This window comes from Streptomyces phaeochromogenes, from assembly GCF_001418655.1.
In the GTDB taxonomy this organism is placed as follows: domain Bacteria; phylum Actinomycetota; class Actinomycetes; order Streptomycetales; family Streptomycetaceae; genus Streptomyces; species Streptomyces phaeochromogenes.
Genome location: NZ_LIQZ01000087.1, coordinates 160,923 through 182,927 on the forward strand (window position 1 = coordinate 160,923; position 22,005 = coordinate 182,927).

Sequence of the window (22,005 nt, forward strand, 5' to 3'; positions counted from 1 at the left end):
CTCAGGGGGCCAAGGGAAGCCTCATTGTGAACGTCGTCGCGCCCGGTCTGCTGGTCAGGTCGATCGTGCCCCCGTGGGCCTGGACCAGGGAACGGGCGACCGCCAGGCCGAGGCCGCTGCCTCCGCGGTCCCGGCTGCGGGCCTTGTCGATGCGGAAGAAGCGGTCGAAGACGAGCTCCTGGTCGGCGGCCGGAATGCCGGGACCGGAGTCGGTGACCCGGACGACCGCCGCGTCGGCCACGACCGAGACCTCCACGGACACCTCCGTACCGGCCGGGGTGTGCACGGCGGCGTTGGTGAGGAGGTTGTCCAGGACCTGGCGGATGCGCAGGGCGTCGAGGCGCAGCCGCACCGGACCGGAACCGGCAGTCACTGCCAGCGGATGGTCCGGGCGGGCCGCGCGGAAGGCCTCCGCGGCCTGGCGCACCAGCTCTGCGAGATCCGCGTCCTCCAGCCGGACCGGCGCCTCCACCTCGGCGGCGTCCAGCCGGGCGAGCAGCAGCAGGTCGTCCAGGAGGATGCCCATCCTGGCCGCCTCGGCACGCAGCCGGGCCAGGTGCTTCTCCCGCTCCTCGGGCTCGTTGGCCGCCGCGTACTGGAAGAGGTCCGCGTAGCCGCGTACCGACATCAGGGGCGTACGCAGTTCGTGCGAGGCGTCCGCGACGAACCGGCGCAGCCGCTGCTCGGCCTCCGTGCGGACGGCCAGCGAGTCGTCGATGTGCTCCAGCATGGTGTTGAAGGCGGTGCGCAGTTCCTCGACCTCCGGGCCGCCGTTCCCGCGGTCGGCGCGCACCGGAAGCCGCGCCGAGTCGGTGAAGTCGTGCGAGGTGATGCCCCGGGCCGTGTGCGCCATGTCGCTGAGCGGCTTCAGGCCCCGCCGCAGCACCGCTCGGCCGAACACCACGAGCCCGACCAGCGCGAGGGCGAACGCGACGACCTGGACCGTGGCCAGCTGGTCCATGGTGTCCTCGATGTCGTCCATGGGCGCCGCGGTGACCAGGACCACCCCGGGTTCGGCCTCGCAGGCACGCAGTCGGTACGTTCCCTTCCCCTTGATGTGCGCGGTGCGGAAGAGCGGGTCGTGGCCCGAGGCCTGCAGCGCCTCGGCGACGGTGGCGAGCTCGTCGGCGTCCGCCGGTACGTCCGCGGGCTTGCGGAGGACGGCGGAGTCGGCCGAGACCTCGTACGAGGCGGTGTACCAGCCGTAGTACGGCTTGCCCTGCACGGTGCCGTACGCCGTGACGTCCTTGGACTGGGTGATCTGGACGAGCTTCATCTGGTCGTTGAGCTGGCGTTCCAGATAGCCCCGCATGTACATCGACAGCGACGCCCCGACGACGGCGAACACGACCAGCGAGAGCACGCCCATGCCCAGGGCCAGCCGGGTGCCGAGGCGCAGCCTGCGGTAGGTCTCCGCGAAGCGTCGGATCACTCGGCGACCTGCCGCACCACGTACCCGACGCCCCGCACGGTGTGGATCAGCGTGGTCTCGCCCTCGTCCGTGCCGTCGAGCTTGCGGCGCAGCCGGCTGATGACCAGCTCCACCACGTTCGACCGGCCGCCGAAGCCGTACTCCCAGACATGGTCGAGGATCTGTGCCTTGGTGAGCACGGTCGGCGACTTCCGCATCAGATAGCGCAGCACCTCGTACTCGGTCGGGGTGAGCGTCAGCAGCCGGTCGCCCCGGCGCACCTCGCGGGTGTCCTCGTCCATCGTCAGGTCCGCGACACTCAGCACCGACCGCTGGAAGGCCGGTCCCGCGCTGCGGCGCAGCACGGTCCGCAGCCGGGCCATGAGCTCCTCCACCGCGAACGGCTTCACGAGGTAGTCGTCGCCGCCCCTGGTCAGGCCCGCGACCCGGTCGGCCACGCCGTCCCGCGCGGTCAGGAACACCACGGGCACCATCGTCCCGGACAGCCGCAGCCGGTCGAGCACGGCGAAGCCGTCGAGCCCGGGCAGCATCAGGTCGAGCACCACGATGTCCGGATGGAAGTCCGCGGCACGGTGCAGCGCCTCCTCGCCGGAGTTCGCGGTCACCGCCTCCCAGCCCTCGTAGCGGGCGACCGTCGCGACCAGGTCGGCGATGGGCGGGTCGTCGTCCACGACGAGAAGTCGTACTTTTTCCACGTGCCCATAGTGCTTCACGCGCCTCCTGACGCCATAGCCGCGGGCCTGTCTACTTCATATCGATAAAAACTTGAAAGTTGACCGACAGGAAAACGACAGCACCCGGAAGGCAGGCTCGGAGTCCCAGGACCCGATCAAGGAGTTGCCGACCCCGTGACTACTGTCCAGACGACCGTTCCGCCACCTTCCGCGGCCGTACGCCCCAAGGTGGTGGCCCGCGCCGGCCTGTACGGCGTGCTGGCCGTGAACGTAGCCGTGGTGACCGTGTTCTTCGTCCAGGCCGGGTTCGCCTCGAACGCCCTCATCGTCATCGGCCGGCTCCTCGGCCTGTACGGCGCGCTCCTGATGGCCTTCCAGCTGCTGCTGGTCGCCCGGCTGCCGTGGCTCGACCGCCGCATCGGCATGGACCGGCTGACCTCCTGGCACCGCTGGGTCGGCTTCGGCCTGCTCTGGACGCTGCTGGGCCACGCCGTGTTCATCACCTTCGGCTACGCCGACTCCTCCGGCATGGACCCGGTGAGCCAGCTGGTGGACCTCGCCGAGACCGTCGAGGGCGTGCTGCGCGCCGTCGTCGCGCTGGTGCTGATCCTCGTGATCGGCGGCGTCTCGGCCCGCTACGCCCGCCGAAGGCTGGCCTACGAGACCTGGCACTTCATCCACCTCTACACGTACCTCGCGGTCGTGCTGGCCTTCACGCACCAGGTCGCGGTGGGTACGAGCTTCACCGCGTCGTCCTTCGCCACGGCGTACTGGTACGGCGTGTGGGGCGTGGCGCTCGGTGCGGTCGCCCTGGGCCGGCTGGTGCTGCCGCTGTGGCGGAACATGCGGCACCAGCTGCGGGTCTCGGCCGTGGTGCCCGAGTCCGACGACGTCGTGTCGATCTACATGACGGGGCGCGACCTGGATCGGCTGCCGGCCCGCGCGGGCCAGTTCTTCCTGTGGCGGTTCCTGACCAAGGACCGGTGGTGGCAGGCCAACCCGTTCTCGCTGTCGGCGGCGCCGGACGGCCGGACGCTGCGGCTCACCGCCAAGACGGCGGGTGACGGCACCGCGGGCCTGCGGCACCTGAAGGTCGGCACGCGGGTCTTCGCCGAGGGCCCGTACGGCGCCTTCACCGCGATGCACCGCACCCGGCCGGAGTCCGTGCTCATCGCCGGCGGCGTGGGCGTCACCCCCATCCGGGCCCTGCTGGAGGAGGTGGAAGGACACGCGGTGGTCATCTACCGGGTGTCCACGGACCGGGACGCGGTCCTCTTCGACGAGCTGCGCGAACTCGCCCAGGCGAAGGGCGCCGAGCTGCACCTGGTGTCCGGGCCGGTCAGCCCCGACAAACTGGCGCCGCACGAGCTCGTACGGCTCGTGCCGGACATCGGCGACCGGGACGTCTTCCTGTGCGGACCGCCTCCGATGATGAACGCGGTGCTGGGCAGCCTGCGCGAGCTGAACGTGCCCAAGCAGCAGATCCACTTCGAGCGCTTCAGCCTGGCGGGATGAGAGAGACACCGTGAAACGAGCCATTCCTGTCCTGGTCCTGACCGTCGCGGGTCTGATCCCGGTCTGGCGTTACGCGCCCTCGACCGACACGTCGTCCACCACGGAGGTCGCCGAACCCGCCTCGACACCTTCCACGTCCGCTTCCGGCGGTACCTCGAACCAGGTCGTCGCCGGTTCGACCATCAAGACCGAGAAGGGTCCCGTCCAGGTCGAGGTGACCTTCGACGGCGACAAGATCAGCTCCGTACGGATGCTGCAGCAGCCGAACCATCCGCAGACCAAGGCCGCGGTCCCGAAGCTGATCGCGGAGACGCTCACCGCGCAGAGCGCCGACATCGATGCGGTGTCCGGCGCCACGATCACCAGTGAGGGGTACGTCGAGTCCCTCCAGGCCGCCATCGACGCGAAGCCGGCGTCTTCGTCGTCGTCCTCTTCGTCCTCGCCGTCCGCCTCGGCCGCCGCTTCCCAGGTCGTCGCGGGTTCGGCCGTCGGCACCGAGAAGGGCACCGTGCAGGTGGAGGTGACCTTCGAGGGCGACAAGATAGACGCGGTTCGGATGCTGCAGCAGCCGAACCACCCGCAGACCAAGGCGGCCGTGCCGAAGCTGATCGCGGAGACGCTGGCGGCCCAGAGCGCCGACATCGACGCGGTCTCGGGCGCCACGATCACGAGCGACGGGTACGTCGAGTCCCTCCAGGCCGCCATCGACGCGAAGGGCTGATCGCGATGTCGACGGATGGGGAAGTGCGTCGCGTCGAGCACATCATGGGGCTGCCGATCTCCCTGCGGATCGACGCCGCCGACTCCGACGGGGGCGCGTCTGTGGCCGCCTCCGTGGCAGCGGACCGGGTGTTCGCGTGGCTGCGCGAGGTCGACGCGCGGTTCAGCCCGTTCATCGCCGACAGCGAGGTGTCCCGGTTGGGCCGGGGAGAGCTCGAACTCCACGAGCTCAGCCCTGACCTCGTCGAGGTGCTCGACCTGTGCGAGGAGTACCGGGTCGCGAGCGGGGGCGCGTTCCAGGTGCGGCTGCCCGGCCGCGGCCTCGACCCCTGCGCGATGGTCAAGGGCTGGGCGGTGCAACGGGCGGCCGAGCTGCTGCTCGCCGAGGGCGTGACGACGTTCTGTCTGAACGCCGGCGGCGATGTGGTCTCCGCCGGCCGCCCGTGGCGGGTGGGAGTGCGTCACCCGGAACAGGCCGACCGGCTGTGCGCGGTCCTGGAGATCACCGACGGAGCGGTGGCGACCTCCGGGCGGTACGAGCGGGGTGACCACATCCTCGACGGCCGCACCGGACGTCCGGCGACCGGACTGCTCAGCCTGACCGTCGTGGCCCCTTCCCTGACCGAGGCGGACGCGACGGCGACCGCGGCGTTCGCGATGGGCGCGGACGGGATCGACTGGGCCGCCGCGCGCGAAGGCTGCGAGGTGTTCGCCGTGGACGCCGAGCGCCGCGTCTTCCGCACGGCGGGGTTCCCTGTGGCCGCCTGATCGCGGGGAACCGCTCGTACGAATTCCCGAGGGCCCTGATATCCGCAACTGCGGATATCAGGGCCCTCGTTGGTGTGTGGCCGTGTGTGGCCGTGCCATATGGAAAACAAAATTGTTGACAATCTTGTTCGTCTAGATTTAGGTTCGACAGGCACTCACCACCCAGGGAGAGCACACATGCCGAAACAAGCCCGTCCGAGCACCGGAGAGCAGGCCAGGCAGCACGCGCTCGCGCAGCTGCGGCAGGCCATCCTGCGCGGCGAGATGGCACCGGCCCAGCGGCTGGTGGAGAACGAACTCGCCGAGCAGTTCGGTGTGACACGGGCCAGTGTGCGGGCGGCACTGATCGAGTTGGAGTCGGAGGGTCTGGTCGAGCGGATCCGCAACCGCGGTTCGCGGGTGCGGGTGGTGACCGTGGAGGAAGCGGTCGCCATCACCGAGTGCCGCATGGCCCTCGAAGGGCTGTGCGCGGCCAAGGCGGCCGTCGCGGTCACGGACGAGCAGCTGACCCGGCTGGTGGCCGTGGGCGAGGCGATGTCCAAGGCCGTCGCCGACGGCGAGCCGGTGACCTACTCCGACCTCAACCACGAACTGCACGCCCTCATCAGGCAGTTCTCCGGCCAGCAGACGGCCGTGGAGTTGCTGGAGCGGCTCAACGGGCAGCTGGTGCGCCACCGTTTCCAGCTCGCGCTGCGACCGGGGCGGCCCCAGAAGTCCCTGGGTGAGCATCTGGCCATGATCGAGGCGATCAGGGCCCGGGACCCGCAGGCGGCCGAAGCGGCCGTCCGCGCCCACCTTTCGGGTGTGATCGACGCGTTGCGCGAGTGACACCGCGGGGGTGGGTCAACCGGCTTGTCCACCAAGGAGATTGCAACAATGACGCATGGCAACGCGGCCGGTACCGCACCACCGTCGACGCCCGCCACCCCACGATCCACGCTCGTGGTCACCGCGCACGCCGGGGACTTCGTGTGGCGGGCGGGTGGGGCCATCGCCCTCGCCGCCTCACGTGGTGAGAAGGTCACCATCGCGTGCCTGACCTACGGCGAGCGCGGCGAGTCCGCGAAGGCCTGGCGTGAGGGCAGGTCGCTGGAGGAGATCAAGGAGATGCGCCGCGCGGAGGCCGAGGCGGCAGCCGCCACCCTCGGCGCCGAGGTCGTCTTCTTCGACGCCGGCGACTACCCCCTGACCATCACCCCCGAGCTGACGGACCGGCTGGTGGCCGTCTACCGTGCGGCGCAGCCCGACGTCGTCCTCACCCACCCGCTCGAAGACCCGTACAACGGCGACCACCCGGCAGCCGCCCGGATGGCGCTGGACGCCCGCGTGCTCGCCCAGGCCATCGGCTACCCGGCCGAGGGGGAGATCATCGGCGCCCCGCCGGTGTTCTTCTTCGAGCCGCACCAGCCCGAGATGTGCGGCTTCAAGCCTGAGGTCCTCCTCGACATCTCCGAGGTGTGGGAGACCAAGCGCAAGGCCATGGAGTGCCTGGCCGCCCAGCGGCACCTGTGGGACTACTACACCGACCTCGCCGTCCGCCGCGGTGTGCAGCTCAAGCGCAACGCGGGCCCCAACCTCGGTCTGCCGCACACCACTTACGCCGAGGCGTACATGCGCCCGTACCCGCAGGTCACGGGGGAGCTGGCATGAGCGGCCTGATCGTCACCAACCCTCCGAAGGCCGCCGAGAAGGACGTCGAGGCGCTCTCCGCGTACGGCGTGGCGACCGTCCACGAGGCCCTCGGACGCACCGGCCTCCTCGGCAGCGACCTGCGCCCGATCCAGCAGGGCGTACGGGTCGCCGGCACCGCCGTCACCGTGCTGAGCTGGCCCGGCGACAACCTCATGATCCACGCGGCGGTCGAGCAGTGCGGCGAGGGCGACATCCTCGTCGTCACCACCACCTCGCCCTCCACGGACGGCATGTTCGGCGAACTCTTCGCCACCGCCCTGCGACGCCGGGGCGTACGCGGCCTGGTGACCGGGGCCGGAGTGCGCGACACCGAGGAACTGCGCGCGATGGGCTTCCCCGTCTGGGCGGCGGCCGTCTCCGCGCAGGGCACCGTGAAGGCCACCGGCGGATCGGTCAACGTACCGGTGGTGCTCGGCGGACACAGCGTCCGGCCGGGCGATGTGATCCTTGCCGACGACGACGGAGTGATGGTCGTTCCGCGCGAGCGGTCCGGCGAGGCCGTCGACGCGTCCGCCGCGCGCACCGCGAAGGAGGAGGCGACCCGCGCCGCCTTCGCCGAGGGCCAACTCGGCCTGGACCGCTACGGGTTGCGCGAGACACTCGTACGACTGGGAGTGCGCTACCAGTCGTACGAGGAGTACCGGCGGGAGCGACAGGAACGGCCGGAGGGGCCGGAGCGGCGGAATCCGTGGGACGGGGCCGGGACGTGACCGGGCGCAGGAATGGAGACGGGCCGTGACCGGGCACCGGGTCGGAGTGGGCTCGTGACCGGGGCCGGGGCCAGGGCCGGGGTCGACGCCAGGTCCGTGACCGGGGCCGGGCCCGAGGAGGTGCGCTGCATGCTCATGCGTGGCGGCACATCCAAGGGTGCCTACTTCCTGGCCGGGGACCTGCCCGCCGAACCCGCCCCGCGCGACGACCTGTTGCTGCGTGTCATGGGCAGCCCCGACCCGCGCCAGATCGACGGCCTGGGCGGGGCGCATCCCCTGACCAGCAAGGTGGCCGTGGTCTCCGCGTCGGCCGACCCCGAGGCGGACGTCGACTACCTGTTCCTCCAAGTCGGCGTCGACACGCCGGAAGTGAGTGACCGTCAGAACTGTGGGAACCTCCTCGCCGGGGTCGGCCCGTTCGCCGTCGAACGCGGACTGGTCGCCGCCCGAGACGGCCGTACGTCGGTGCGGATCCGCATGCTCAACACCGGGGACCTCGCCGTCGCGTCCTTCGCCACCCCGGAGGGGCGTGTCGACTACAGCGGCTCCGCCGAGATCTCCGGGGTGCCGGGGTCCGCGGCGCCGGTGGTCATCGAGTTCCCGCAGAGCGGCAGCCCGCTGTTGCCGACCGGCCGGGCGCGGGACCTCGTCGCCGGCGTACCGGTCACCTGCGTGGACAACGGCATGCCGACGGTGCTGATCGCCGCGTCCTCGCTCGGCGTCACCGGGTACGAGACCCCCACCGACCTGGAGGCGGACCAGGCCCTCGCGGAACGGCTCCGGGAGATCCGGCTGGAGGCCGGAAAGCTGATGGGGCTCGGCGACGTCGAAGGCACCACCGTGCCCAAACTCAGCCTGCTGGCACCGCCGTTGGACGGTGGCGCGGTCATGACCCGCACCTTCATCCCGGTGCGCTGCCACACCTCGATCGGGGTCCTGGGCGCCGCGAGTGTCGCAGCAGGACTGCGGATCGAGGGCGGCGTCGGCCGGGCGGTCGCACGTCTGCCGGCCGGCGGCGACCGGGTGCGCATCGAGCACCCCACCGGATTCCTCGACGTAGAAACGACCTTCGCGTACGACGAACCGGGCGCTGTCCCGGTGGTCCGCCGTACCGCCGTCGTCCGCACCGCACGCAAGATCTTCGACGGCACGGTCTTCCCCCGGCCGGCCGGAGCCGCACTACACCCCTGAGGAGGCCCCATGGCCCCGCCGCTCGGCGACATCGCCCACCTCGGGCACGTCGAACTGCTCACCCCCGACCTGGACGCCAGCGTCCGGTTCTTCACCGACTACCTCGGCCTGACCGAGAACGGCCGCTCCGGGGACTCCGTATACCTGCGGACCTGGGACGACTACGAGCACCACAGCGTGACCCTGACCGCCCACACGACGTCCGGGATCCGCCGCACGGCCCTGCGCGCCTCCAGCGAGGAAGCCCTCCAGCGCCGGGTCAAGGAGACCGAGAACGCGGGCCGCCCCGGCCGCTGGGTCGAGGACGAGCCGGGCATCGGCCCGCTGTACGTCACCACCGACCCCGACGGCCATGAACTCGCCCTCTACTGGGAGAGCGAGTGGTACCGGGCACCGGACGAGCTGAAGCCGGGGCTGAAGAACCAGCCGCAGGCCAAGCCCGGCCACGGCGTGGGCGTACGCCGCCTGGACCACGTCAACTTCCTCGCCGCCGATGTCGGGCCCAACGGAGACTTCGTCCACGAGGTGCTCGGCGCCCGCCCCACCGAGCAGATCCGGCTCGACAGCGGGCGGATCGCCGCCCAGTGGCTGACCTTCAGCAGCAAGTCGTACGACCTCGTCTACACCGAGGACTGGACCGGCTCCAACGGACGCCTGCACCACATCGCGTTCGCCACGGACACCCGTGAGGACATCCTGCGGGCGGCCGATCTCGCCCTGGACACCGGTGTGTTCATCGAGACGGGCCCGCACAAGCACGCGATCCAGCAGACGTTCTTCCTGTACGTCTACGAGCCCGGCGGCAACCGTGTCGAGCTGTGCAACCCGCTCACCCGTCTCGTCCTGGCGCCCGACTGGCCGCTGATCACCTGGACCGAGGAGGAGCGGAAGAAGGGTCAGGCCTGGGGTCTGAAGACCATCGAGTCGTTCCACACCCACGGCACGCCGCCGGTCGGCTGACACCGGTATCCCCACCGCGCGGACGGCACACCACCGCTGTGTGCCGTCTCGGCGCCGCTCATTGTTCCTGAGATTGTTGACAAAAACGTTGACAATCGTGAAGCGGATTTCTAGCGTCATGCGCATCACAGGGTCGGCCGCACGAACCGCTCGCCTCGCGCGCTCCCCGCCTCCCCGATCCCCTCCAGGGACACGACTCCTGGACGAGAGGAAACAACGATGTCCTCCTCCTTCGCCCTGTCCGCCCGTGGCGGCAGACTGGCGGCACTGGCCGTCGGTCTGTGCTGGCTGGCCGTGCTCTTCGACGGCCTCGACATGTTCATCTACGGCTCGGTGCTGCCGCACATGCTGGCGGAGAAGTCCCTCGGCATCACCCCGGACCGCGCCGGTGACCTGGGCAGTTACGCCACCTTCGGCATGCTGGTCGGCGCGCTCACCGCGGGGACGGTCGCCGACCGCATCGGCCGCAAGAAGCTGATGGTCGCCTGCGTCACGCTCTTCTCGCTGGCCTCCGGCCTGTGCGCGATGTCGGGCAGCGTCGCGGTCTTCGGCCTCGGCCGCACCCTCGCCGGTGTCGGCCTCGGCGGGCTCCTGCCCACCGCGATCAGCATGGTCTCCGACTACGCCCCGCGCGGCCGCACCGCCCTCACCATCGGCATGCTGATGACCGCCCACCACGCCGGCGGCATCCTGTCCGCCTATGTGGCCCTGTGGATCGTGGAGCCCTTCGGCTGGCGTGCCGCCTTCTGGGTCTGCGTGGTCCCGCTGCTCTTCGTCCCGGTGCTCGCCAGGTTCATGCCCGAGTCGCTGAGCTTCCTGGTCGCCAAGGGCCGTACCGAGGAGGCCCGCGAACTGGCCGGCCGCTTCGAGGTCGAACTGCCCGCCGTGGCGGGGAAGAAGGCCCCTGCCGACCGCTGGAACGCCCTCGTCAACCTGTTCCGCGGCGGCGAGTGGACCCAGACCCTGCTGTACTGGCTGGCCTCCTTCGGCGGGCTCCTGCTCGTCTACGGCGTCGCCACCTGGCTGCCCACCCTGATGCGCAGCGAGGGCTACGAACTGGGCTCCGCGCTCACCTTCGTCGTCCTCTTCAACCTCGGCGGCATCGTGGGCATGCTGGTCGCGGGCCGGGCCGCCGACCGGTTCGGGGCGCCGCGCATCTCGTCGATCTGGTTCGCGCTGACCGCCGCCGGAGTCTTCCTGCTCAGCGTCCACATGCCGCTCGCGGTGACCTTCACGGTGGTCTTCCTCACCGGCGTGTTCCTCAACAGCGCCCAGACCATGATCTACGCGACGGTCTCGATCCGCTCCACCCCCGACAACCGCGCCACCGCCGTCGGCTGGACCTCCGGCATGGGCCGCTTCGGCGCCGTGTTCGGCCCGTGGCTCGGCGGCCAACTTCTCGCCGCAGGCAACGGGGACTGGGGCTTCACCGCCTTCGCGATCGCGGGCCTGTCGTCGATGGTCTTCATCGGCATCGCGGCGCTGCGCAGCTCGCGGCAGACGCCGAAGAGCGGCGCGCGGCAGGAGCTGATCACCAGCGGCTGACCGGCCACGGGGACGTGTGCCTGGGCCGGGTTCGAGGACGACGCCCGCCCAGGAGCGTAACGACACATCCGGACAACCCCGGGCCGCCTCACCCGTCCCTGAAAGTGTCAACAATTACGTTCCGCATCTTGCCGACGCATTGGTCACGCGGTTACGTTCACCGCCACGGAGCCGGCCCTCGCCGCCCACCGGTACCGCCCTCAACAAGCCCACCCCTCCTGGTTGTTCATGCCCGGCACGTCAACAGGAAGCAGGGATCGATGAGACGCATGAGACCGCTCGGCTCAGCCGTGACCGCCCTGGTGAGCGCGAGCCTGATCGGCCTCGGGCTCCTGTCCCCGGGGGTGGCGCAGACACGGTCCGCGGAGGACTCGGCCCGGCCCACGTCCACGCTGGTGGAGACCACGAACGGCAAGGTGCGCGGCCGTAGCCAGACCGGGTACGACCAGTGGCTCGGCATTCCGTACGCCGCCGACCCGACCGGGAAGTCGCGCTGGACCGCTCCCCGGCCCGCCGCGCGATGGACCGGGGTGCGTGACGCCACGAGGTTCAGCGACCGCTGTGCCCAGGCGAGTGGCTGGGACCCCGGCTACGAGGACCCGACGCTCACCGAGGACTGCCTGTCGCTCAACGTCTACACGCCGGAGGGGACGCGGGGACGGCTTCCGGTGCTCGTGTGGATCCACGGCGGCGGCTTCACGGGCGGCGCGGGGCAGGACACCAACCCCCGCAAGTTCGCACAGCAGGCGAACGCGGTCGTCGTCACCGTCAACTACCGCCTGGGCGCCCTCGGATACCTCAACCTGCCCCAGCTGCGGAAGGAGAACGCCGATGGCCCCGGCACCTTCGGGCTGCTCGACCAGCAGGCGGCCCTGCGCTGGGTACAGGCCAACATCGGCCACTTCGGCGGTGACGCACGGAACGTCACCATCGCAGGCCAGTCCGCCGGCGGTTCGTCGGTCTGCGCACAGCTGGCCTCACCGACCGCCAAGGGACTCTTCTCCCGGGCGGTCATCATGAGCGGCGGCTGCAGTCTGCAGTCCGCCGGCGCGGGGGAGACGTCAAGTCTCGCGTTCGTCAAGGAGGTTGGCTGCTCGACCGCCTCGGACGTCCTCGCGTGTCTGCGCGCCAGGCCCGCCGCCGACATCGTCACCGCCCAGCAGAAGGCGGGCATCCGGCCCTCGCTCGGAGGCGCCGCCTTCCCCGCCGATCCCGCTGTCGCCGTCCCGGCCGGGAAGTTCAACCGCGTCCCGGTCATGCTGGGACAGGTCAGCAGCGAGCGGTCGCTGTTCACCTTCCAGAACTACGACTACCTGGGCAAACCCCTGACCGCACCGCAGTACGAGGCACTGGTGAAGTCGACGTACGGCACCGACGCGGAGCTGGTCCTCGCCGAGTATCCCGTCACCGAGTTCGACTCCCCAGGGGTGGCGTGGACCACCGTGCAGAACGACTCGACCTCGTACACCCGTCAGCAGGTCATGGGACAGCTGGCGCGGTATGTGCCCACGTACGCCTACGAGTTCACCGAGAGCGACACCCCGCAGTTCACGTCCATCCACCTGATCCAGCAGAAGAGCGAGGTCGCCCGGAAGTTCCCGTTCGGCGCGACCCATGTCGACGACCTCGGCTATCTCTGGGAGTACCTCGGGCAGACCGTGCCCTACAGCGACGACCAGCTTGAGCTGTCCGACCAGATGATCCGGTACTGGGGCAGGTTCGCGGCGAAGGGTGACCCGAACGGCGAACACACCCCGAAGTGGCCGAAGTACGACCCCGGGACCGACGCGATGATGTCGCTGTCGGCCTGCGACACCTCACCGGCCACCGATCGGCCTCCGGCCGCGTGCTCCAGGACCACCGACCGGTTCGGCACCGAGCACAACACGGCGTTCTGGAGGAGTCTTTCCTCCTGAACCCGGGACATGGTGCCTCACCCCATCTGGTCCTCCGCCGACAGGTGTTCCACGGTTACCCCGGTCTCGGTGAACGTGCGGGTCACCGTCCCCGACGTATAGACACACAGGATGCGCAGAGGCGTGACGCCGGTGTTGCGGAAGAGATGGGGGAGGGGAGAGGGGACGTACGTCGTGTCGAACCGCTCCAGCTTCGTCACCTCTCCGTCCACCACCACCTCCGCCTCCCCTTCGAGGACCGTCACGTGCTCGTCGCAGTTGTGCGAGTGCAGCGGCGCACCGGAGCCGACCGGATACACGCTCATCCCGCTGGTGATCCGGTTCTCCCCGCCCGCCGATGTCGTCGTGATGAGTGGTGTGCTCACGACGGCACCGCCCCGGCTGAGCGGGGGGACGGACGCGACTTTGACGATGGTGGTCATCCGGGGTTCCTCACCGTTCTCTGGGGTCTCTCGGTTCTCCGGGGCCTCTCGGGTCTCCCGACTCCGCGTCGAACGACGTTAGGTCGCGCGCCCGTGAATGGGTGCCCTCCGGCGTGCAGTTTTACGTTGCATTCCCGGAGGGGTGAGCTTCTCGAACCCGGTTGTACCGTCGGCTGCCATCGCACGGCTTCTCGATCCGTGACGTAAACGCGCCGGAAAGAAAAGGCAGGTATCGGCCACATGAGGCTCCCCGTTCTCAGCGAAGAGGAAATGAATCCGCGGCAGCAGGAGCTGGCCGCCCGTATCGCCGGCCGCCGCGGCGCCGTCCGTGGACCGTTCCGGGTCTGGCTGCACAGCCCGGAGATGTGTGAACGCGCCGAGTCCCTGGGCGCGTTCGCCCGGTTCGACTGCGGCCTGCCGGAGCACCTGCGCGAACTCGCCCTGCTGATGGCCGCCCGGAACTGGGACGCGCAGTACTCCTGGAACGCGCATGTGCGCCAGGCCATCGAGGCCGGCATCCCGGAGGCCGCCGTCAAGGCGATCGCCGAGAAGCGCGAGGCGGTCTTCGACACCGAACCGGACCAGGCCTTCTACCAGTTCTGCCGCGAGATCCTCGACGAGCACTTCGTCTCCGACGAGACCTTCGCCCGCGCACTGGACCACTTCGGCGCCAAGGGTCTTGTCGACACCATCGGCGCGCTCGGCAACTTCACCATGCTCGGCATGTGCCTCAACACCTTCCAGGTGGATCTGCAGGCCGACCGCGAGCCCCCCTTCCCGGACATCCGCGGCTAGTGCGCCGATCTTCTCCGCCTTCCACTCGGACGACCCCAAGGCCCGCAAACACCGGCAGAACGCCCTGCTCATCGCCCTCGACCCGGCGGCCTTCGGCGACCCGGACCGCTTCACGGCGGATGTCGACACCACCCTGAGCACCCTCAAGGGACTGCCGTCGGCGGACGGCGCGGCAGGAGTCTTCTACCCGGGCGAGCGCAGTGCCGCCGTGGCCGCGGAACGGGCCGAGAAGGGAGTGCCGGTCACTCCGAAGGTGTGGCGCGAACTGACGGAGAGCGCGGAGAGGTTCGGGATCGCTCCGCCGACGCCGGTTGCCTGACGGGAGAGCGGCGGCCTCCCTCGCTTCCCGCCCTCAGTCGGCGGTGTGCCGCCGGTGCTCGGCCAGTTCATGGGCGATGTCCCGCGTCGCCGGGTAGAGCCGGAGGTACAGCGCGTACAACTTGTCATAGCCGGACCGCAGTTGAGGGTCCGGGACGACGTGTTCGCGCACCGGGTTCCACTCGTCGATGAGCGGGCCGCCGACCGCGCTCGCCGCGAGGAACGCCGCGCCGTAGCTCGCCCCGAGTGTGATGGTCCTGATTTCCTGCTCCAGGCCCGTCACGGCCGAGACGATCCGGGTCCACAGGCCGCCCCGAGTGCCTCCGCCCACGGCGACGACACGGCGGATGTCCGCGCCCGCCGCGCGCATCGCCTCGACGTTGTGCCGCACCCCGAAGGCCGTCGCCTCCAGGGCGGCACGGTAGAGGTCGCCGCGAGTGTGCTCCACCGTCAGCCCGGCGATCACCCCGCGGGCGTGCGGATCGGCCACCGGCGTCCGCTCGCCCGCGAAGTACGGCAGCATCAGCAGCCCCCGCGCACCGGGCCCGGACGCCTCCGCCCCGGCGAGCAGCTCGCTGTGCTCGGGCGTGCCGAACAGCTCCCGCAGCCAGTCGGTGATCATTCCGGAGGTGGCCATGCCGCCCGCGAGACTCCGAGTTCCGGGCAACGCCCCGACGGTGCTCCACAGTTGGGGCACGAGCAGACGCTCGGACAGGGTGTTGATCAGGAACATCGTGCTGCCGTACATGAGCATGAGGTCACCCGTGCGCTGCGCGCCCACGCTCAGCGCCTCGGACCAGGCGTCGATGGTGCCGGCGATCACCGGGATCCCGGCGGGCAGACCGGTGGCGTCGGCGGCCTCGGCCGTGACCTGGCCGGCGATGTCTCCGGGCCAGAGCAGGCGGGGGAGTTCGAGCCAGGGCGCGATGTGCCGGGCCCACGGCTCGTACCACTCCTGGGCCACGGAGTCGTACAGCGGAACGGCCTGGCTCGCCGAGTGGTGGTCGAGCACATAGGTCCCGGTGAGCCGGACCACCAGGTACGAGCTGGGCATGTAGAGCCGCCGGGCCCGGTCGACCACGCTGGGTTCGTGCTCCGCCAGCCAGGCGATCTTGGGGCCGACAGCCTGGGTGGAGAGCAGCGACCCGCAGCGTCGCAGCACGGCGTCACGGCCCAACTCGTCGTCCAGGCGGGCGATCTGCTCGGTGGCCCGGGTGTCGACGCCGTACAGGATCGCCGGGCGCAGCGGCGTGTCCGTCGCGTCGGCCAGAGCGACGCATGGGCCCATGCCGCTGACGCCGACCGCGGTGACGGGAGTGCCGTCCGGCGCGGACTTGAGCAACTCCCGGGTGATGGAGGCGAGTTCGTCCCACCACACCCGTGCGTCCATCTCGACGTGACCGGGGAGCGGACGGTCGACGGTGTGCGGGCGTACAGCCGTCGCGAGGACGCTTCCGTCCTCGTCCACCAGCACGCCCTTACTGCTGGACGTACCGATGTCGACCCCGATCACCGTCATACGCTCACGTCTCCCCGCTCACTCGTCGACCGGCCCGGCACAGGGCGGCCCGGCCCGGTAGGGGGCGGCCTTCGCGGACCGCCCCACCCCGATGTTCTACGGGATCGACAGGGATCCGTCGCGCTGCGGCGGAATCGCCACGCCGTTCTGCTGGAGGGCGACCGTGCGCGCGGGAGAGGGGATGCGGATGCCCTCCACGTGGTACCGCTTGTGCAGCCGCTTCACGAACTCGTGCTTGATCCGGTACTGGTCGCTGAACTCCCCGACGCCCAGGATGACGGTGAAGCTGATCCGCGAGTCCCCGAACGTGTGGAAGCGGATGGCGGGTTCGTGCTCGGGAACCGCGCCCTCGATCTCCGTCATGACCTCGGTGACGACCTCGGAGGTGACGCGCTCGACGTGGTCGAGGTCGCTGTCGTAGCCGACGCCGACCTGCACAGTGAGGGTCATCTCCTGTTCGGGACGGCTGAAGTTGGTCATGTTGGTGCTGGAGAGCTGGGCGTTCGGGATGATGACGAGGTTGTTGGAGAGGTTGCGCACGACGGTGTTGCGCCAGTTGATGTCGACGACGTACCCCTCCTCCCCGCTGGTCAGACGGATGTAGTCGCCGGGCTGGATCGTCTTCGAGGCGAGGATGTGGATGCCCGCGAAGAGGTTGGCGAGGGTGTCCTGGAGGGCCAGGGCGACCGCGAGACCGCCGACGCCGAGGGCCGTGAGCAGCGGGGCGATGGAGATGCCCAGGGTCTGCAGGACGACCAGGCAGCCCATGGCCAGCACGACGACCCGGGTGATGTTGACGAAGATCGAGGCCGATCCCGCGACCCCGGAACGGGACTGGGTGACGGCCCGCACCAGGCCGGCGACCACGCGTGCCGCCGTGATGGTGGCGGCCAGAATGAGCAGGACCGTCAGGATCTGGTTGACGGTGTGGTTGACCTTGCCGGTCAGCGGCAGCGCCGCCGCGGCGGCCGCGATGCCGCCCGTGAGGGCCGCGACCGGTATCAGCGCGCGCAGCGCGTCGACGAGGACGTCGTCGCCGCTCCAGCTGGTGCGGGTCGCGTGCTTGCCCAGCCAGCGCAGGAGGAGGCGCAGCAGGACGCCCGCCGCGAGCCCGACGGCCAGCCAGACACCCGCGACGATCCAGTCGTGCACAGTGAGGTCCCGGTTCACCAACTGCCTCCCGTCGTGCCGCGAAGGGCGTTCGCACCCGGTATGTGATGTGTCGTCACCTTGTTGCCACCTGCTGCTCGATTCCTGGATGTGCGACCCGCCGGGAACGACGAGTCGTTGACCGAGTCGTTGACCGGCGGGTTCGCTCATCTTGCTACATGCGCACAGGTGTTCCGTGCCAGGACCGCTCGGGTCAGGCCAACTCACACCAGCATCGTCGCCAACTCGCCATGCCCGCAGGCGTGTTGGCGTCCTCCCCGCCTCGGACGAGCGTCGAGGCACCCTCGCCTTCCGGTCCGGCGGACATCCCCCGGCCCCCCTTGGGGATCCCGCCCCAACTTGGCCTGGATACGTCGTCGGGGACGCTCAGATCTCGCCGAACGAACCGTGCCGCCCCGCCCCCGCCGAGAACCGCGCCGCTCCCTCAAGGCTCTCCTCCAACACGCCTGTCCCGTGACGGAATTCACCCCGCATGGCGGTGCGCTCGTTCACCCCTTCCTGGTCGAGGACGGAAGCGCGGTCGCCGCGGAGACAGGCCTGCGGGAAGCGGGCGATCGACGCGGCCAGCGCCTCCGCCTCCGCACGGGCCCGGCCCGGCGGGACGACCCGGTTCGCGAGGCCCATCTCGTACGCCTCGGGAGCCGCCACCGGGCGGCCGGTCAGGATCATGTCCATCGCACGGCTGGTGCCGATGAGACGGGGGAGCCGAACCGTGCCGCCGTCGATGAGAGGCACACCCCAGCGGCGGCAGAACACTCCGAAGACCGCGTCCTCCTCGGCGACCCGCAGATCGCACCAGAGGGCCAGCTCCAGACCACCCGCCACGGCATGACCCGCGACCGCGGCGATCACCGGCTTCGACAGCCGCATCCGCGTGGGGCCCATCGGGCCGTCGCCGTCCTCCGTCACATGGTTGCCGCGTTCCGTGCCGAGCGCCTTGAGGTCCGCGCCCGCGCAGAAGGTGCCGCCCTCGCCCCACAGCACGGCCACCCGGGCCGTCTCGTCGCTCTCGAACGCGCGGAACGCGTCGGCGAGGTCGGCCGCCGTGGGACCGTCCACCGCGTTGCGGACCTCGGGGCGGGAGAGGACGACGGTGGTGACGTGTTCCTGGCGCTCGATCCGGACCGGCATCGCTCGGACCCCTTCGTATGGCGACCTGGTGTGGCGACGCCAGCAGGTTACTCCCGAGTCACACCGACGAGTTCAGGCCGTCCCCGCCAGCCGCCAGCCGCCAGCCGCCAGCCGCCAGCCGTCAGGCGCCCCCGTTGCCGTCGCCGTGAGTCGTCTTCGCCGCCCGCCCCGTCAACTTCCGGGCGGAATGAGAAGAGTGCTTTCGGGAGGGCCCGGCGGCCGACGCGCTCAGATCATCTTCAGCCGCACGAGGGCGCCGAGAGTCAGCGCGCCCGGCAGCAGCGGCAGCCACACCGTGATGATGCGGTAGGCGAGCACCACCGCCGTCGCCACGGCCACCGGACCGCCCGCCGCCACCAGCGCCAGGATCAGCGCGGCCTCCACCGAGCCGATCCCGCCCGGCGTCGGCACGAGGGCGACCGCCACCGTGGCGGCCAGATACGCGAGCGCCATGTGCAGCGGCGGCACCGGCAGCCCGAGCGCCTGCCCCACCGCGGCCAGTCCGGCCGCCTGGAACATCGGGAAGGAGAGCGAGCCGCCCCACAGTGCGAGCGCGCGGGCCGGTCGCATGTGTACGGACCGGGCCTCGCCCAGCGCGGTCCGCAGGAAGGTGAACACGACGGTACGCACCTGTCGTACGAGCAGAAGCACCGTCACCGCGACGCACACCACCGCTCCGACGACGAGCAGCAGCGGGCCGACCGCGCCGTCCGGCAGGAGCGCGCCGACCCGCAGTGCGTCGGGGAAGGCGATCAACAGGGCCAGCAGCAGCCCGACCCGGGCGATGGACTCCGCCAGCAGATAGAGCGCGAGCGCGGACGACGAACGGGCCAGCGGCACCCCGCACACCGTCATGAACCGCAGATTGACGGCACTCGCGCCAAGACCCGTCGGCAGCAGATGGTTGGCGGCGCCCGCCGCGAACTGCGTGGCCAGCAACCGCCGTTTGGGCAGCCGTTCGACGAGCGCGCCCTGCCGGGTGACGGCTGCCGCCACCCAGGTCAGACAGGTCGCGGCGACCGCGGCCAGCAGCCACGGCCACTTCGCCGACGCCAGATGCCCGAAGCCCTCCGCGAGCACGGACCGGTGCTGCACCGCGACCACGGCCACGAGGGCGAGCGGGAGGAGGCAAAGGATCTGCCGGACCGGAAGGCGTCTGGCGAAGCCCTGGGGAAAGCGTTCGACCGTCACATCGGGAGAGGGTTTCCACACCGCACCAACGTGGGGTTGCGGGCACGGGGACAGCGGCTGACACGCCGGGCACGGCAGAGGGTCGCCGGGCCCGGTGAGAGATTTGGTGCCGGTGAGCGCCGCTGTTTCGGTGGGATCCGCTGCCCCGGTGACGGGAGTGGGTTCGGTCAATGTCATCGATCACCCCTTGACCTAAAGATTGCTTGAGGTTCTACGGTCGGTCCCATGAGTATGGAGACCACGGCCTGGACGCAGCTCCACAGCGTCATGAACGCCCAGCAGGAACGCCGCCCCTTCGCGCGAGCGACCCTTCGTCGCATCGCCGGATTCGCCCGCCCGCACCGCCGCCGCATGGCCCAGTTCGTGGTCCTCAGCGTGGTGACGGCGCTGCTCGCCGTGGCCACCCCGGTCCTCGCCGGACGCGTCGTCGACGCGATCGTGTCCGGCGGCGACGAGAGCACGGTCGTACGACTCGCCCTGCTCATCGCACTGATCGCGTTCGCGGAGGCGGCGATCGGACTGGTGGGCCGCTGGCTCTCGGCGAACCTCGGCGAGGGACTCATCCTGGATCTGCGGACAGCGGTCTTCGATCATGTACAGCGCATGCCGGTCGCGTTCTTCACACGCACTCGTACGGGCGCGCTCGTCAGTCGACTCAACAACGACGTGATCGGCGCCCAGCGGGCGTTCAGCAACACCCTCTCCGGAGTGGTGAGCAATCTGGTGACCCTGCTGCTCACTCTCGCCGTGATGCTCACCCTGTCCTGGCAGATCACCCTGCTCGCGCTCGTACTCCTCCCGGTGTTCGTGGTGCCCGCCCGCCGGATGGGCAGCCGGATGGCGAAGCTCCAGCGCGAGGCGGCCGACCTCAACGCGTCCATGGGCACCCGGATGACCGAGCGCTTCTCCGCGCCCGGCGCCACCCTGATCAAGCTCTTCGGCCGGCCGGGCCAGGAGTCCGCGGAGTTCGCGGTGCGCGCCCGGCGGGTGCGGGACATCGGGGTGCGCACGGCGATGGCGCAGACCGCGTTCATCACGGCCCTGACCCTCGTCTCCGCGCTCGCGCTCGCCCTGGTCTACGGCCTCGGCGGCTGGTACGCCCTGCGCGGCAGCCTGGAACCGGGCGCCGTCGTCTCGCTCGCCCTGCTCCTGACCCGCCTGTACGCGCCGCTGACCTCCCTCGCCGGCGCCCGCGTCGAGGTCATGAGCGCCCTGGTCAGCTTCGAGCGGGTCTTCGAGGTCCTCGACCTGAAGCCGCTGATCGACGAGAAGCCGGACGCCCGCGCGGTCCCCGAGGGCCCGGCCTCCGTCGAGTTCACCGACGTCCGCTTCGCCTACCCGTCCGCCGACAAGGTCTCCCTCGCCTCCCTGGAGGAGGTCGCCGCACTCGACACCCGCGGCGGCGCCGAGGTCCTGCACGGCATCTCCTTCCGCGCCGAACCCGGCCAGACCGTCGCCCTCGTCGGCTCGTCCGGCGCGGGCAAGTCCACGGTCGCCGCACTGCTGCCACGGCTGTACGACACCGACGGGGGCTCCGTACGCATCGGCGGCGTCGACGTCCGTGACCTGAGCGCCGAGTCGATGCGGGCCACCCTCGGCATGGTCACCCAGGACGGCCACCTCTTCCACGACTCGGTCCGCGCCAACCTGCTCCTCGCCCGGCCCGACGCCGACGAGGAGGAACTGTGGGACGTCCTGCGCCGGGCCCGCCTCGACGACCTCGTGCACTCCCTGCCCGACGGCCTCGACACGGTCGTCGGCGAGCGCGGCTACCGCCTCTCCGGCGGCGAACGCCAGCGCATGACCATCGCCCGGCTCCTCCTGGCCCGCCAGCGGGTGGTCGTCCTCGACGAGGCGACGGCCCACCTGGACAACACCTCCGAGGCCGCGGTCCAGGAGGCACTCGCCGAGGCCCTCCAAGGCCGCACCGCACTCGTCATCGCCCACCGCCTCTCGACGGTACGGGCCGCCGACCAGATCCTCGTCGTCGAGGCCGGCCACATCGTGGAACGCGGCACCCACGACCAACTCCTCACGGCGAACGGGCGATACGCCGAGCTGTACCGGACGCAGTTCGAGAAACCGGCACGGACCGACGGGACCGAGGCCGGCACGACCGAGGCCGGCGTGACGGAGATCGCCGTGGCGGAGGAGGCGGAGAAGGCGGAGGAGGCGGTGGCATAGGCGCCGCGCACGACGCCGCCGTACATGATGGAGTCGCTCGGGTCAGCAGACGGTCAGCATGCGGTGCCGAAGCGTCCCGGTGTGCTGACTGGGTGACTGCCATGGTCGCGGGCCTGGGCCGAGCCGCAGCTCCTCGGGAGGGCGCTGGACGA

The 22,005-nt window shown here is 70.6% G+C and carries 20 protein-coding genes; 13 read left to right on the plus strand and 7 right to left on the minus strand.

Annotated features, from left to right (window positions below; translation table 11 throughout):
• Position 1: 1 nt before the first annotated feature.
• Complete coding sequence (locus tag AOK17_RS13165) at positions 2-1,432, minus strand: sensor histidine kinase (protein WP_055612595.1); 1,431 nt, start codon at positions 1,430-1,432, stop codon at positions 2-4.
• Entirely contained in the window at positions 1,429-2,127 is a 699-nt protein-coding gene (locus AOK17_RS13170) for a response regulator transcription factor (protein WP_079052994.1), read from the minus strand. Before AOK17_RS13170 ends, AOK17_RS13165 begins: the two co-directional genes overlap by 4 nt.
• Positions 2,128-2,280: 153 nt before the next feature.
• On the opposite strand from AOK17_RS13170, the gene AOK17_RS13175 reads away from it, so the two are divergent.
• The 10 genes from AOK17_RS13175 to AOK17_RS13220 all read left to right on the plus strand — a co-directional run bounded on the left by AOK17_RS13175 (position 2,281) and on the right by AOK17_RS13220 (position 13,123).
• On the plus strand, positions 2,281-3,621 hold the full coding sequence (locus tag AOK17_RS13175) for a ferredoxin reductase family protein (protein ID WP_079052988.1): 1,341 nt from the start codon (positions 2,281-2,283) through the stop codon (positions 3,619-3,621).
• 10 nt (positions 3,622-3,631) lie between these two features.
• Positions 3,632-4,342 (plus strand): FMN-binding protein, encoded by a 711-nt coding sequence (locus AOK17_RS13180; protein ID WP_055612597.1) that lies wholly within the window; start codon positions 3,632-3,634, stop codon positions 4,340-4,342.
• Positions 4,343-4,365: 23 nt separating this feature from the next.
• Positions 4,366-5,109 carry an FAD:protein FMN transferase gene (locus AOK17_RS13185; protein ID WP_055612598.1) on the plus strand — a complete coding sequence of 248 codons (744 nt, stop codon included), beginning with the start codon at positions 4,366-4,368 and terminating at the stop codon, positions 5,107-5,109.
• A gap of 177 nt (positions 5,110-5,286) precedes the next feature.
• Positions 5,287-5,937, plus strand: a complete 651-nt coding sequence (locus AOK17_RS13190; protein ID WP_055612599.1) for a GntR family transcriptional regulator — start codon at positions 5,287-5,289, stop codon at positions 5,935-5,937.
• 48 nt (positions 5,938-5,985) lie between these two features.
• A complete protein-coding gene (locus tag AOK17_RS13195) occupies positions 5,986-6,759 on the plus strand; it encodes a PIG-L deacetylase family protein (RefSeq protein ID WP_055612600.1) in 774 nt (257 codons plus the stop codon).
• Complete coding sequence (locus AOK17_RS13200) at positions 6,756-7,511, plus strand: 4-carboxy-4-hydroxy-2-oxoadipate aldolase/oxaloacetate decarboxylase (protein WP_055612601.1); 756 nt, start codon at positions 6,756-6,758, stop codon at positions 7,509-7,511. The genes AOK17_RS13195 and AOK17_RS13200 overlap by 4 nt, the downstream gene beginning before the upstream one ends.
• A gap of 129 nt (positions 7,512-7,640) precedes the next feature.
• The gene (locus AOK17_RS13205; protein WP_055612637.1) at positions 7,641-8,702 is read left to right on the plus strand and encodes a 4-oxalomesaconate tautomerase; all 1,062 of its coding nucleotides are present in this window, start codon (positions 7,641-7,643) and stop codon (positions 8,700-8,702) included.
• A gap of 9 nt (positions 8,703-8,711) precedes the next feature.
• Positions 8,712-9,662, plus strand: coding sequence for a catechol 2,3-dioxygenase (locus AOK17_RS13210; RefSeq protein WP_055612602.1), 951 nt, complete (start codon positions 8,712-8,714; stop codon positions 9,660-9,662).
• 219 nt (positions 9,663-9,881) lie between these two features.
• Complete coding sequence (locus tag AOK17_RS13215) at positions 9,882-11,207, plus strand: MFS transporter (RefSeq protein ID WP_055612603.1); 1,326 nt, start codon at positions 9,882-9,884, stop codon at positions 11,205-11,207.
• A gap of 260 nt (positions 11,208-11,467) precedes the next feature.
• The gene (locus AOK17_RS13220; protein WP_055612604.1) at positions 11,468-13,123 is read left to right on the plus strand and encodes a carboxylesterase/lipase family protein; all 1,656 of its coding nucleotides are present in this window, start codon (positions 11,468-11,470) and stop codon (positions 13,121-13,123) included.
• Between the two features lie 17 nt (positions 13,124-13,140).
• Here the strand turns inward: AOK17_RS13220 and AOK17_RS13225 are convergent, their stop codons facing one another.
• Complete coding sequence (locus AOK17_RS13225; RefSeq protein ID WP_055612605.1) at positions 13,141-13,545, minus strand: cupin domain-containing protein; 405 nt, start codon at positions 13,543-13,545, stop codon at positions 13,141-13,143.
• A gap of 270 nt (positions 13,546-13,815) precedes the next feature.
• On the opposite strand from AOK17_RS13225, the gene AOK17_RS49970 reads away from it, so the two are divergent.
• Positions 13,816-14,340, plus strand: coding sequence for a carboxymuconolactone decarboxylase family protein (locus AOK17_RS49970; RefSeq protein WP_107102376.1), 525 nt, complete (start codon positions 13,816-13,818; stop codon positions 14,338-14,340).
• Positions 14,225-14,659, plus strand: a complete 435-nt coding sequence (locus AOK17_RS48370; protein ID WP_107102377.1) for an Ldh family oxidoreductase — start codon at positions 14,225-14,227, stop codon at positions 14,657-14,659. The genes AOK17_RS49970 and AOK17_RS48370 overlap by 116 nt, the downstream gene beginning before the upstream one ends.
• Positions 14,660-14,692: 33 nt before the next feature.
• Here AOK17_RS48370 and AOK17_RS13235 read toward each other — a convergent pair whose 3' ends face one another.
• The 4 genes from AOK17_RS13235 to AOK17_RS13250 form a co-directional block, all read right to left on the minus strand.
• Positions 14,693-16,177, minus strand: coding sequence for an FGGY-family carbohydrate kinase (locus AOK17_RS13235; protein ID WP_055612607.1), 1,485 nt, complete (start codon positions 16,175-16,177; stop codon positions 14,693-14,695).
• Positions 16,178-16,273: 96 nt separating this feature from the next.
• Complete coding sequence (locus tag AOK17_RS13240) at positions 16,274-17,347, minus strand: mechanosensitive ion channel family protein (protein WP_055612608.1); 1,074 nt, start codon at positions 17,345-17,347, stop codon at positions 16,274-16,276.
• Positions 17,348-17,713: 366 nt separating this feature from the next.
• Positions 17,714-18,478, minus strand: a complete 765-nt coding sequence (locus tag AOK17_RS13245) for a crotonase/enoyl-CoA hydratase family protein (protein WP_055612609.1) — start codon at positions 18,476-18,478, stop codon at positions 17,714-17,716.
• 228 nt (positions 18,479-18,706) lie between these two features.
• Positions 18,707-19,669, minus strand: coding sequence for a lysylphosphatidylglycerol synthase transmembrane domain-containing protein (locus AOK17_RS13250; protein ID WP_055612610.1), 963 nt, complete (start codon positions 19,667-19,669; stop codon positions 18,707-18,709).
• Between the two features lie 225 nt (positions 19,670-19,894).
• Here AOK17_RS13250 and AOK17_RS13255 point away from each other — a divergent pair, with 225 nt between their 5' ends.
• Positions 19,895-21,853: an ABC transporter ATP-binding protein gene (locus tag AOK17_RS13255; protein ID WP_055612611.1), complete on the plus strand. Its 1,959-nt coding sequence runs from the start codon at positions 19,895-19,897 to the stop codon at positions 21,851-21,853.
• Positions 21,854-22,005: the final 152 nt, after the last annotated feature.

Excerpts from the sequence above, each read along its gene's own strand:
- AOK17_RS13235 (WP_055612607.1), bottom strand. The coding sequence starts at position 16,177 with ATGACGGTGATCGGGGTCGACATCGGTACGTCCAGCAGTAAGGGCGTG.
- AOK17_RS13220 (WP_055612604.1), top strand. The coding sequence starts at position 11,468 with ATGAGACGCATGAGACCGCTCGGCTCAGCCGTGACCGCCCTGGTGAGC.
- AOK17_RS13195 (WP_055612600.1), top strand. The coding sequence starts at position 5,986 with ATGACGCATGGCAACGCGGCCGGTACCGCACCACCGTCGACGCCCGCC.
- AOK17_RS13255 (WP_055612611.1), top strand. The coding sequence starts at position 19,895 with ATGAGTATGGAGACCACGGCCTGGACGCAGCTCCACAGCGTCATGAAC.
- AOK17_RS13215 (WP_055612603.1), top strand. The coding sequence starts at position 9,882 with ATGTCCTCCTCCTTCGCCCTGTCCGCCCGTGGCGGCAGACTGGCGGCA.
- AOK17_RS49970 (WP_107102376.1), top strand. The coding sequence starts at position 13,816 with ATGAATCCGCGGCAGCAGGAGCTGGCCGCCCGTATCGCCGGCCGCCGC.
- AOK17_RS13210 (WP_055612602.1), top strand. The coding sequence starts at position 8,712 with ATGGCCCCGCCGCTCGGCGACATCGCCCACCTCGGGCACGTCGAACTG.
- AOK17_RS13205 (WP_055612637.1), top strand. The coding sequence starts at position 7,641 with ATGCTCATGCGTGGCGGCACATCCAAGGGTGCCTACTTCCTGGCCGGG.
- AOK17_RS13225 (WP_055612605.1), bottom strand. The coding sequence starts at position 13,545 with ATGACCACCATCGTCAAAGTCGCGTCCGTCCCCCCGCTCAGCCGGGGC.
- AOK17_RS13200 (WP_055612601.1), top strand. The coding sequence starts at position 6,756 with ATGAGCGGCCTGATCGTCACCAACCCTCCGAAGGCCGCCGAGAAGGAC.
- AOK17_RS13245 (WP_055612609.1), bottom strand. The coding sequence starts at position 18,478 with ATGCCGGTCCGGATCGAGCGCCAGGAACACGTCACCACCGTCGTCCTC.
- AOK17_RS13190 (WP_055612599.1), top strand. The coding sequence starts at position 5,287 with ATGCCGAAACAAGCCCGTCCGAGCACCGGAGAGCAGGCCAGGCAGCAC.